Genomic DNA, 11,550 nt, shown 5'->3' with positions numbered 1-11,550 from the left:
CAACGGAGTCATCGCCGGAACCCCCACCACCACCGGCAACTTCTCCCTCACCGTCACCGTCACCGATAGCCAGAGCCCAGCCAAGACCGCCTCCGCGACGATCTCACTGGTCGTTGCTGTTCCTCCGCTGACAATCACTTCATCGACTCTGCCCGCAGGCACCGAAGGAACAACCTATTCGGGCACTCTACAGGCAAGCGGAGGAACACCCGCCTACACGTGGTCGATCAGTGGCAGCCTGCCCAGCGGACTGACCCTCGCGGCTACCACCGGCGTGATCTCCGGCACGCCCTCGGTAACCGGCACCACCAGCTTCACCGCAACCGTAAGCGACAACGGCAGTCCCGTCCAGACAAAGTCACTCACCGTCTCGATCACGCTGAGTGCAGCGCAGCCACCCCCTGGTCCGGGCACGACGTGGTACATCCGCGCGGATGGCGGCACCAACACCCAGTGCACAGGCAAGACCAACGCAGCCTATCCCGGATCTGGCACCGGTCAAGCCTGCGCCTTCAACCACCCCTACCAGATGCTGAACTATTCGGGCAACTGGACAAGCTTCGCAGGCGGCGACACGATCCAGTTTGCCGACTCTGCCTCTGCGAGCCACACCTACTACATGGGCGAGCAGAATAGCGGCGTGGGCACCGACTGGCACGCGCAGCTCGGTGGCATCTGCCCTGCGCCGAACGCAGGCAACAGTCAAGGATCACAGTGCATCTTGCCTGCTCCTCCCTCGGGCTCGTCCGGCCAGCACACCCGGATCCTGGGCCAGAATGCCGGCAACTGCCACGACTCCGGTCACACTCACCTGGTCAATCCGACCATCCTGAGCGGTATCGATGCTGCTTTCGTGGTTCTCGATACCCGCGGAACCGACTACGTCGACATCTCCTGCATCGAGATCACCCAGCCCGACACCTGCACCACAGTCGCCGGCGCAGGGCAGTGCACCGACTCCAAAAACTACGTCCGCTACGGCGGACTCCTCCTCAACTACCAGACCCAACAGGGTCCCTCCAACCTCACCCTTCAGGACGTCGCCATCGTCGGCACCGCAGGCAGCGGTATCCTCGGAAGCCATCTCAACAAATCCAGCAGCGATGTCTTCTCCGCCACTGATGTCTACGTGATCGGCAATGGACAGGCAGGCTGGAACGGTGATGGCGGAGGATGCAACACCTCCTGCGAGACCGTTGGCACTATGAATATCTCCTACGCGACGATCGACTGGAACGGCTGCGTGGCCGTGCTGCCCTACGACATGACCAAGCCCGATACGCAGAACAAATTCAACTACTGCTACGGACAGGAGTCGGGAGGTTACGGCGACGGCTTCGTCCAGATCGCCGCCGGCAACATGACCATGAATGTGGATCACAGCCACTTCCGCTGGAACACCCAGGATGGATTCGACTCGCTACACTTGAGCGACGACGTCAAGACCTCTCCGGCGATCCATATCTCCACCTCCTGGTCCGAGGGCAACGGCGGTCAGACCTTCAAACTCGGAGCCGGGGCCGCTTCCACCGCCATCAACAACGTCTCCATCAGCAACTGCCGGATTCTGAGCAACGCCTCGGCCTTCCCGCTCAACCCCTCGGGCTGGGCTCTGGACAGCGGCGATACCTGCCGCGCCGCCGGCGATCAATGGGCCTTCCAGTTGAACAACGGCACCGCGATCACGCTCGAGAACAACACTTCGGTCGGCTACGGCAACACCATGTACGACATCGAGTGTGCGGCGCAGGCTCCTAACTGCGCGGCCAACGGCGCGACATTTATCTTCCGCAACAACATCAGCAAAGGTTATGCCGATCCCGGCAATAGCAACACGCTCGCCTCCGGCATCTACCTCGGCACCGGAAATGTCTTCGCCAACTCCGGATCGGCGATCGATCACAACCTGTGGAACACAATAGCCACAGGCTGCCCGGAAAGTTATTTGAGTGCACAGGAGAAGATCTACACCTGCGGCGACCCCGATCTCGTAGGCGAGTCCAACATCAACGCTATCAACCCCAACATCAGTTCTTCGAGCCCGGCCATCAACTCCGGAATTGCAATCTCCGGAGTCACAACAGACTTCAACGGAAAGACCAGAGCCAACCCACCAGCCATCGGCGCCATGGAACCATAAACAAAAACCACAACCCCAGCTGGCCGCGTGACTCCACACGGCCGGATTTTTTTTGCGATCCTTAACTAGGTCCTCAAAAAAAACGCAGCTCGACCCAGTGCGGCTTGGCAGAATGAGAACCCTGCCGCCTCGAATCAACTCAGCTTCATGGGCGAAGTCCGAAAGAAAAATCGCACGCGCCAAAAAGCAATGGCTTCACCCTAGCAACGAACGATCTTATCCGACTTGATCCCCTTCGTCGCATTCCGCGAGTCCACCACCAGCTTCGACTTGTTCACAATGTCCTTGTAGTCGTAGTCCGTATGGTCGGTCATGATCAAAACGCAGTCATACTGCCCCAGATCATCAAGCGGCGTACAGGTCATATTCAGGTTGTAGTGCCGCCCTCTGCCTACGGTCGGGAAGTAGGGATCGTTGTAAAGCACCTCCGCCCCCTGCTCCCGCAACAACTCGATCACGGTCAGCGACGGCGACTCGCGCAGGTCATCAATGTCCTTCTTGTAAGCCATGCCCAGCATCAGGATGCGCGCCCCGTTCACAGCTTTTTTATTCTGGTTCAGCCCCTTCGCGACATACTGCACCACATGCGCGGGCATCGCCTCATTCACCTCGCCAGCCAGCTCGATGAAGCGCGTATTGAAGTCGTACTCCTTCGCCTTCCAGCTCAGATAAAACGGATCGATCGGAATGCAATGTCCACCCAGCCCAGGCCCCGGATAGAACGGATGAAACCCGAACGGTTTCGTCGCCGCAGCGTCGATCACCTCCCAGATATCCATCCCCATCTTCAGCGCCAGCACCTTCAACTCGTTAACCAGAGCAATATTCACGCAGCGATAGATGTTCTCGAGCAACTTCGTCATCTCTGCCGCGCGCGTCGAAGACACCCTCACCGAGCGCGTAAAGATGCCCTCGTACATCACCGCCGCCAGCTCTGTGGCAATCTCTTCATGGCCGCCCACGACCTTTGGAATATTATGCCGCGCCACGGTGGTATTGCCTGGATCTTCACGCTCAGGCGAGAACGCCACGTAGAACACACCCTGCTCGGCAACCGTACCCTTGCTCTGCACCTTCAGCCCATTGCGATTCTCCGCCTCGAGGATCGGGATCATCAGATCCTCCGTGGTCCCCGGATACGTTGTGCTCTCGAGCACCACCAGCTGGCCCTCCTGCAGCCACGGAGCGGCAGCCTTCGCCGTATTCTCCACGTAGCTCAGGTCCGGCTCGCGATGTTCGGTCAGCGGCGTCGGCACGCACATAATGATGGCGTCCATCTCCGAGAGCAAGGCAAAGTCCGCCGTAGCCTTGAAGCCCTGCTTCCGCGCGCTCTGAATCTCCTCAGCAGGAATCCGAAAGATATAAGACCGGCCAGCCTCGAGATCTGTAACCTTTTTAGTGTCAATATCAAATCCCGTCACCTTGAAACCCGCCTCCGACAGCAGCAGAGACAGCGGCAACCCGACATACCCGAGCCCGATCACCCCGATCTTCGCGGTTCGGTTCTCCAGACGCGTCATGCGCTCCTGCGCAATCTTCGGCAAAACAACTTGGCTTTGTGTCAACATAGTCTCGATTATCGCATCCGCCTTCCGCACTTCCCTCATTTTGAAACTCAATCAAAACATCGGAGTTCCAGTAAATTATTCGCCTTCTCAACCACGGTTCACACTTCGCACACAAACCGCATGAAATCATCCGGGCGGTATTCCCCAGAAAGCCCAAAGTCGTCTGATTATTTTTTACTTCATCCTGCCGGCGATCGATCAGCCCTCTTCGGTCGTCCGGGTCGCACGAAAGTCGCATTGACCTGCACTCTTCCCGCTCCTCAAACTTAAATCATGCTGCCCTCTGCCAGCGGCACTAGCTTTCGTCCTGCAAACCCTGATAATAAGGGAGGCATCACGTCACGAAACATCTTTGCAATGTCCCAGCACGGTACGTCTGGGTGGAGGAATGATGGCCCGTTATCTCATCACCGGAATCGCAGGCTTCATCGGCTCATCCCTGGCCCACGCTCTCGTCGAACAGGGACACGACGTACGAGGCATCGACAACCTCTCCACCGGCAATCTGGCCAACCTCGACGACATTCGCCACGCCATCGACTTTCAGGAGATGGACCTCCAGGATGCCGCCGGTATGAAATCCGCCTGCGACGGCATCGACTACATCCTCCATCAGGGTGCCCTCGCCTCGGTCCCGCGCTCGGTCAAAGATCCCCTCACCTCGCACGAATCCAACATCAACGGCACGCTGAACCTGCTCATCGCAGCGCGTGACGCCAAGGTTCGCCGCATCGTCTACGCGGCCTCCTCCTCGGCCTACGGCGACCAGCCCACCCAGCCCAAGCAGGAAGACATGCTCCCCCGGCCGCTCTCGCCCTACGCCGTCCAGAAGCTCACCTGCGAGTACTATATCCAGTCCTTCTACCGCGCCTACGGCCTCGAAGGCGTCTGCCTCCGCTACTTCAACATCTTCGGCCCCCGCCAGGCCGCCGACTCGCCTTACTCCGGCGTCATCGCCCAGTTCACGTTCAAGATGATGGAGGGCATCACCCCCACCATCTTCGGCGACGGCCTCACCAGCCGCGACTTCAATTACGTCGACAACGCCGTCAGCGCCAACCTCCTCGCCTGCCTCGCGCCCAGCGAAGTAGCCACCGGCCGCGTCTTCAACATCGGCACAGGCAAAAGCCACACCCTCAACGAGGTCTACGCCACCATCGCCGAACATCTCGGCTTCACCGCCCAGCCGATCTACGGCCCCCCAAGAGCAGGCGACATCCAGCACTCCCTGGCCGACATCACCCGCGCCAGCACCGAGCTGGGCTATCAACCCAAAGCCCACTTCCACGAAGGCCTCAAGAAGACCGTCGCCTGGTACCTCGAAGAGAAGCAGAAAAAGGAAGTCACGGCTCTCAAAGCCTGACTTGCTCAAAGCCGGATTCAAAAAACGAACGAACACGAAGAGGCCGCCGGCAAACCAGGCGGCCCCTCACCATGACGTTCTCTCCTCTCACCAGGGGCTGCTCCCGCAACCTCCGATGAGATCCACTCAAACTACGCGCGCATCTTACGCAACAATGCACCCGCAGAACCAATCAGGCCCGTTCCCAGAAGCAGCAGCGAACTCGGCTCCGGAACTGTGGAGACCGCGCCGGCAAAATCAACGCCGTAGTCCGCGCCGCCAGCCTGGAGCACTTGAAACGTCAACGTATTGACTCCGCTGACAAAGTCGTTCGAATTGAGCGACAACAGCGTCGGTGCGCCGATGCAGGTAGGTACGCCGTTCGAGCAATGCGGATACGAATTTCCCGTCGGCGTATTCTCCAGGTTCCCGTTCAGAAATACCGCGACCGTATCGTCCGCGTAGATATTCAGGTAGCCGCTCGCGTCAGTAGGGTTCTTATCGTTAAGGGTGAACGTGCTGGTGAAGAAGTAGTTGGCATTTGGTGTCGCGACAAACGGACTCGACTGTGGTCCCGTCTGAGCCCAGGACACCCAGCTCGAATTAGGCAGTGCGGTGTTCCACACCGACCCATCGGAGGCAAGATCTACCGTACCGGAGCCCGGCAGCTGACCAAACCCGAACCCGTCGCTATACCCAAAGCCCGGATAGTTGGAGTTTGCCAAAACCGTATTATCGTTGCCAAAGTTACCGCCATCAGATCCATAGCTTCCAAGTTGAAGAGAGTCGGCAGAGGCGAACGTGGTTGCAGCCACGAACACCACTCCCAAGGCAGAGAGTTTCGAAAATAACTTCATGAAAGGGCCTCCTGAATTTCCGCTTAAAGCGGTTCGATCCTGAACCATGGCTTGCCACGGTCTCGTACATGCCCGCCCGTCACTGCCCATAACTTGGCCAGCCGAATGAGTGGCGGGTCTGAAAGGCGATCATGCCACTCTTAGAGCAGCTTATTCCCCAAACAAAAACCATTTGGAATTAGGTAGTTAGCAGCCAATTGTGAAGGTGAAGTGCAAAATAATGCACATTATCGTCGCAAATGTGACAATGTTTGCCACCCGACCGCCAAAGTTTGCGCGCGCGTCAGATATCACCAGGCTCGTCTTCCCCAAGCCTATAAAACGAGAGATTGCCCTGCTCCAGTCCCTCCAGGCGACCGGCGCCTCCAACTCGCATCTCAGAAAAAAGAGCCGCCAGCGAAGCCCTCCCATCAGACACAATTCCTCTCGCTGAGCCTTAAAACCAAAGCGCACTTTCAAGTCAATGAGGTAAAAGAAAAGAATGCATCTTTCGTCTCCGGCAGCCCGGACCGCACCACCCTCGGCCAGAATCACCCGGCGCCTCACGCTCTCCGGATCCCTCCTGCTGCTTTTTCTTGCAGCCCCCGTCCTCGCCTTCAGCGCACCCCTCACCGGCACCCCGCTCAACGACGGCTACTACGCCCTCTACAACCTCGACTTCAACGTCGCCCACGGACACTTCGGCCAATGGATGAGCGCTCATCCCGACGATTGCCTCGGCTCAGCCTCCGACGCGGCCGCCTACATCTTTAACGAGTTCAACACCCTCGGCGTTCTCGACATCGAGCTCTTCGCCGACGACAACCGCTTCCAGTCCCGCACCCGCCCCCCCGTCGACCCTGCGATGAAGCAGGGCTTCAACAGCCGCATCGACCAGTCCAACCGCCTCGCCGATGCCGCGCTCCAGCACAACCCCGGCGACTCCAATGCGCTCTACTGCAAGGCCGTCACCTCAGGCATGCAGGCCGACTGGGCCTCCCTCATCGACCGTCACGAGTACGGCGCCTTCAAATACAGCGAGCTCGCCAGCAAGTACGCCAAGCAGGCCCTCGCCGCCAACCCCACCCTCTACGACGCCAACCTCGCCGTAGGCATCGAAAACTATATGCTCAGCCTCAAGGCCGCGCCCATCCGCTGGTTCCTCGGCATGGCCGGAGCAGGCACCAACAAGGCCGAAGGCGTTCGCCTCCTCAAACTTACCGCCGAACGCGGTCACTATCTCGCCCCCTTCGCCCGCCTCATGCTCGCCGTCGGGGAGCTTCGCGATGGCCGCACCCAATCCGGCAAACAGATCCTGATCGGCCTCTCCCAGGAGTTCCCAAAAAACACCCTCTACCAGCGCCAGATCGCCCGCCTCCACTAACCGCACATCGAAATTCAACACTGAACCTCCCCCAGCGTGTACCTTTAAGCCATCGCACCAACCCACGCCTCCAGAGACGGTCGCAGGCGTGCAACTCTCGACCACCACGCTCCGTCAACAACACGCAGTTCAATTTACGTCACCACAAAGGGTTTTCATAAGCATGCGCATTGCATCTGTCGGCACGGCCTATCCACCTCATCGCTACTCCCAGGCACAAATCTCAGAAGCACTCACCGCGCGCTGGCAGGACCGCATGGAAGAGCCCCGGCTCATCAACCGGCTCTTCGTCAACTGCGGGGTCGACTTCCGCAACCTCGTCTTCCCCCTTGACGTCTATGAGAACCTCTCCGGCTTCGGCCCCACAAACGACGCCTGGATCGTCGCCGCCGTAGAGCTCGGCGAAAAAGCCATCGACACCGCGCTGGCTCGCGTGGGCCTCACCCCAGCCGACATCTCCGCTATCTTCTTTGCCTCCGTCACCGGCATCGCCAGCCCCACCATCGACGCCCGCCTCATCAACCGCATGCCCTTCCCCACCAGCATCAAGCGCACGCCCATCTTCGGTCTCGGCTGCGTCGCCGGTGCCGCAGGCATCTCTCGCGCCTCTGACTACGTCCGCGCCTTCCCCAATCAGTACGCCCTCCTTCTCTCGGTCGAGCTCTGCTCCCTCACCTGGCAGGACAACGATCAGTCCATCGCCAACCTCATCTCCTGCGGCCTCTTCGGCGACGGTGCCGCCGCCGTCGTCATCGCAGGCTCTGAGACCGCCCTCGCCAAGCGCACCTGCGCCACCTGCATCTCAGGCCCCAAGATCCTCGACACGCGCTCGACCTTCTATCGACACACCGAACACATCATGGGCTGGGACATCGGCGACATGGGCTTCAAGATCGTCCTCTCCCCCGACGTCCCCAAGGTCGTCAACGAACATCTTCGCGGTAACGTTGAATCGTTTTTGACCGACAACGGTCTAACCCTCGATGACATTTCGAGCTACATCTTCCACTCCGGCGGCCCCAAAGTTCTCGAAGCCATGGAAACCACCCTCAACCTCCCCGACAACGCCCTCGAGCCCTCGTGGCGCAGCCTCCGCGAGGTCGGCAACCTCTCCGCAGCGTCGGTCCTTGCCGTCCTCGAAGACGTTCTCGTTAACGCCCCAGGCAAGCCCGGCACCTATAGCATCCTCGCTGCCATGGGCCCGGCCTTCTGTTCCGAGCTCGTTCTCCTGCAGTGGTAGCAGCGCACTAGACAAAGCCGAAAGCCGTCTCCAATGAACCTCCGCAACGGTCGATCCGCAGCGGAGGTTCTCGTCGTGGGAGCAGGCCCAGCCGGCCTCGCTGCCGCCATCGCCTCTGCAACCAACGGCCTCCACGTCGAAGTCATCGACTCCAGGCAACCGCCCATCGACAAGGCCTGCGGCGAAGGCCTCATGCCCGATGCCCTCGACGCCCTCGCCAACCTCGGCTTCAACCTCAATCGCGATCTGTGCAACATCGAGAACTATCTCCTCAGCGGTATCCGCTTCCTCAACGAGCAAGCCACTCGCGACCCCACCACCGCCGAGGCCATCTTTCCCGAAAGCCCCGGCCGAGGCATCCGCCGCACAGTCCTCCACCAGCTTCTGCTCGACCGCGCCCTCTCGCTTGGGGTCCGCTTCCACTGGGACAACTCCGTCCAAAGCATCGAGCCCGCATCCACCGGCCACCTCGTCCACACCAACCGTCAAATCATCCGCACCCGCTACCTCATCGGCGCCGACGGCCATCACTCCCGCATCGCCGCCTGGGCCGGACTCACCGCCGCCACCGTTCACTCCCGCCGCATCGGCCTCCGCCAGCACTACGCCATCGCCCCCTGGACCAACTTCGTCGAGGTCTACTGGAGCAACCACGGTCAGGCCTACGTCACCCCAACCTCCTCCAACGAGGTCTGCGTCGCCTTCGTCTCCAATAAAAAAATCCCCAGCGTAGATCACGCCCTCGCCCACTTCCCCACCCTTCAACGCCAGCTCAAAGCAGCCACTCCCAGCAGCGCACCACGCGGCTCCATCACCATGGGCCGCTCCCTCCGCCGAGTCACCGCAAACAACATCGCCCTCCTCGGCGACGCCTCAGGCTCGGTCGATGCCATCTCCGGCGAAGGCCTCGCCCTCTGCTTTCGCCAAGCCTCCGCACTCGCCCGAACCCTCAACGCCGACGACCTCGCCTCCTACCAGCACGCCCACAGCCGCATCCAGCTCGCTCCCAGCCTCATGTCTCGCAGCCTGCTTCAAATGGATCGCTCCCCTCGCCTCCGCGCCCGAGTCCTCAACACCTTCGAACGCTACCCCATCCTCTTCCAGCGTCTCCTCGAGGTCCACATCGACCACCGCGCATGCATCTTCCCAGGTATTGACGAACTACTGGCAACCGGATTACACCTGCTGACAAGCTAAACTAGACCAGGGCGGCGGCCCCTATGACCTTTACAGCGGCACTCGCCTCCCTGTAAGTTGAGGCTATCCCCGAGGACGCTGGAGTTCCATGACCGATATCGCCACACGTTGCATTGACATCATCGCAAAATCCAAGAGCATCCCCGCGGACTCCATCTCCCTCGCCAACACCTTCGACGAACTCAACATCGACTCCCTCGACAAGATCAACATCTCCTTCGAGGTCGAAGAGGCCTTCAACATCGAGATCCCCGACGAAGCCCTCAGCACCCTCCGCACCGTAGGCGACATGGTCGAAGGCGTCGCCAAGCTCACCACCGCCCCCGCCCACATCACCACCCCCTGATCTCCCTGCCAAAACTCAACACCGCAAACAAAGCGTCGTAGTCCCCCCCGCGCGCCCGTGTATCATTCGCTCGTATGTATGTAGGCGACCCTCAACTGACAGCCAGTCAGGTTCTGCGGACCTTTCACCACGATGAGCTCTATCTCTTCCTGGGCGCCGCCTTCACCGCCCTCGGACTAGTCTCGATCGCATTCGCCTTTCTCAGTCGCAAGTTCGACGCCATGCTCTTCTGGCTCGCCCTCTTCGCCATCTTCTACGGCCAACGGCTCTGGCTCCGGCTGGGACTTCTCACCCTAATCATCCCGCCCTCGCACTTCTTCAACGACCTCCGCGCCATCGGCAACTACCTCGTGCCCATCCCCGGATTCTTCTACTTCCAGGCCGCAGGCTTCCTCGGCCGCTCAGGCCGTAAGATCATCATCGCTCTCACAGCCGTCTTCCTGGGTCTCGCCGTCGCAACCATGCTATTCGGCCAGAGGGCTGCCTTTCAGACGACGAACAACGTCGTAGTCATCGTCAGTCTGTTCGCACTCATCATTCAATCCCTGACGCGAAAGCAGACAGACCGAGACTTCATCATCGCCCGCCGCGGCATCTTTGTCTTCGTCGTCTTCGCACTCTTCGACAACATCGGCCAAGCTTTTGGATACGGCCCGTTCATCGAGCCGATCGGCTTCACCATCTTCCTCGTAATCCTCGGCTACGTAGCCGCAAAGCGTAGCCTGCATCGCGACCAGCAGTTCAGCGACCTGCAAAAAGAGCTCGACATCGCCCGGCGAATCCAGACCTCGATTCTCCCCCCGGCCTATCCCCAGTCCGCTCACTTCCACGTCGCCGCCCGCTACGTCCCCATGACCGCCGTCGCCGGAGACTTCTACGACTTCCTCATCGCCGATCAAACCCAAGCCGGCCTCCTCATCGCCGACGTCTCCGGCCACGGTGTTCCCGCCGCCCTCATCGCCTCCATGGTCAAACTCGCCGCCACCTCCCAGCGCGCCAACGCCGCCGACCCCGCCCTCCTCCTCGCCGGAATGAACTCCGTCCTCTGCGGCAACACGCAGGACCAGTTCGTCACCGCCGCCTACGTCTATCTCGACGCCGCATCCTCCACACTCCGATACTCTGCCGCCGCGCACCCGCCCATGTTGTTACTGCGTGAAGGAAGCGTGATCGAACTCACGGAGAACGGCCTCATGCTCGCAGCCTTCACCTTCGCAACTTACACAACCGCCGAATACGCACTCCAGTCCAGCGACCGCCTCCTCCTCTACACCGACGGCATCCTCGAAGCCACCAACGCACAGGGAGAAGAGTTCGGTTCAAGCCGCCTCCACACTCTGCTCAAAGAGGCCGCCAGCCTCAGCGCCGACGCAGCCGCCGCCAGCATCCTCTCCTCGCTCGAACGCTGGTCGTCCAAGTCCCAGAACGACGACCTCACCCTCCTCATCTGCGACTACTTCGCAGAAAATATCCTGGAACCGCGACTCTAGAGAAAAA

Annotated in this window: 9 protein-coding genes; 7 read left to right on the top strand and 2 right to left on the bottom strand. The window is 60.2% G+C overall.

The annotated features are described in order from the left end of the window. The coding region (locus HDF10_RS02090; RefSeq protein ID WP_183810002.1) for an Ig domain-containing protein at positions 1-2,140 on the top strand (2,140 nt) is incomplete at its 5' end. A gap of 200 nt (positions 2,141-2,340) precedes the next feature. On the opposite strand, the gene HDF10_RS02085 is transcribed toward HDF10_RS02090, so the two are convergent. Continuing rightward, positions 2,341-3,708, bottom strand: a complete 1,368-nt coding sequence (locus HDF10_RS02085) for a nucleotide sugar dehydrogenase (protein WP_260177550.1) — start codon at positions 3,706-3,708, stop codon at positions 2,341-2,343. A gap of 391 nt (positions 3,709-4,099) precedes the next feature. On the opposite strand from HDF10_RS02085, the gene HDF10_RS02080 reads away from it, so the two are divergent. After that, positions 4,100-5,071 (top strand): SDR family oxidoreductase, encoded by a 972-nt coding sequence (locus HDF10_RS02080; protein WP_183811462.1) that lies wholly within the window; start codon positions 4,100-4,102, stop codon positions 5,069-5,071. Positions 5,072-5,202: 131 nt separating this feature from the next. Here the strand turns inward: HDF10_RS02080 and HDF10_RS02075 are convergent, their stop codons facing one another. Further along, a complete protein-coding gene (locus HDF10_RS02075) occupies positions 5,203-5,907 on the bottom strand; it encodes a PEP-CTERM sorting domain-containing protein (protein ID WP_183810000.1) in 705 nt (234 codons plus the stop codon). A gap of 481 nt (positions 5,908-6,388) precedes the next feature. On the opposite strand from HDF10_RS02075, the gene HDF10_RS02070 reads away from it, so the two are divergent. The 5 genes from HDF10_RS02070 to HDF10_RS02050 all read left to right on the top strand — a co-directional run bounded on the left by HDF10_RS02070 (position 6,389) and on the right by HDF10_RS02050 (position 11,543). Then, positions 6,389-7,270, top strand: coding sequence for a hypothetical protein (locus HDF10_RS02070; protein ID WP_183809998.1), 882 nt, complete (start codon positions 6,389-6,391; stop codon positions 7,268-7,270). 163 nt (positions 7,271-7,433) lie between these two features. Further along, positions 7,434-8,510: a type III polyketide synthase gene (locus HDF10_RS02065; RefSeq protein WP_183809996.1), complete on the top strand. Its 1,077-nt coding sequence runs from the start codon at positions 7,434-7,436 to the stop codon at positions 8,508-8,510. A gap of 33 nt (positions 8,511-8,543) precedes the next feature. Further along, entirely contained in the window at positions 8,544-9,707 is a 1,164-nt protein-coding gene (locus tag HDF10_RS02060) for an NAD(P)/FAD-dependent oxidoreductase (RefSeq protein ID WP_183809994.1), read from the top strand. Positions 9,708-9,795: 88 nt separating this feature from the next. Then, on the top strand, positions 9,796-10,053 hold the full coding sequence (locus HDF10_RS02055; RefSeq protein WP_183764220.1) for an acyl carrier protein: 258 nt from the start codon (positions 9,796-9,798) through the stop codon (positions 10,051-10,053). Between the two features lie 74 nt (positions 10,054-10,127). Next, positions 10,128-11,543 (top strand): PP2C family protein-serine/threonine phosphatase, encoded by a 1,416-nt coding sequence (locus HDF10_RS02050; protein WP_183809992.1) that lies wholly within the window; start codon positions 10,128-10,130, stop codon positions 11,541-11,543. The last annotated feature ends 7 nt before the right edge of the window (positions 11,544-11,550 follow it).

This window comes from Tunturiibacter empetritectus (assembly GCF_014201375.1).
Classification (GTDB): Bacteria; Acidobacteriota; Terriglobia; order Terriglobales; family Acidobacteriaceae; genus Edaphobacter; species Edaphobacter lichenicola_D.
Note: the sequence above shows the minus strand (reverse complement) of the source record. Positions and strands in the feature narration are given on the sequence as shown.

Coding starts and splice junctions, on each gene's coding strand:
- HDF10_RS02080 (WP_183811462.1), top strand. CDS start 4,100: ATGGCCCGTTATCTCATCACCGGAATCGCAGGCTTCATCGGCTCATCC.
- HDF10_RS02065 (WP_183809996.1), top strand. CDS start 7,434: ATGCGCATTGCATCTGTCGGCACGGCCTATCCACCTCATCGCTACTCC.
- HDF10_RS02070 (WP_183809998.1), top strand. CDS start 6,389: ATGCATCTTTCGTCTCCGGCAGCCCGGACCGCACCACCCTCGGCCAGA.
- HDF10_RS02075 (WP_183810000.1), bottom strand. CDS start 5,907: ATGAAGTTATTTTCGAAACTCTCTGCCTTGGGAGTGGTGTTCGTGGCT.
- HDF10_RS02055 (WP_183764220.1), top strand. CDS start 9,796: ATGACCGATATCGCCACACGTTGCATTGACATCATCGCAAAATCCAAG.
- HDF10_RS02085 (WP_260177550.1), bottom strand. CDS start 3,708: ATGTTGACACAAAGCCAAGTTGTTTTGCCGAAGATTGCGCAGGAGCGC.
- HDF10_RS02050 (WP_183809992.1), top strand. CDS start 10,128: ATGTATGTAGGCGACCCTCAACTGACAGCCAGTCAGGTTCTGCGGACC.
- HDF10_RS02060 (WP_183809994.1), top strand. CDS start 8,544: ATGAACCTCCGCAACGGTCGATCCGCAGCGGAGGTTCTCGTCGTGGGA.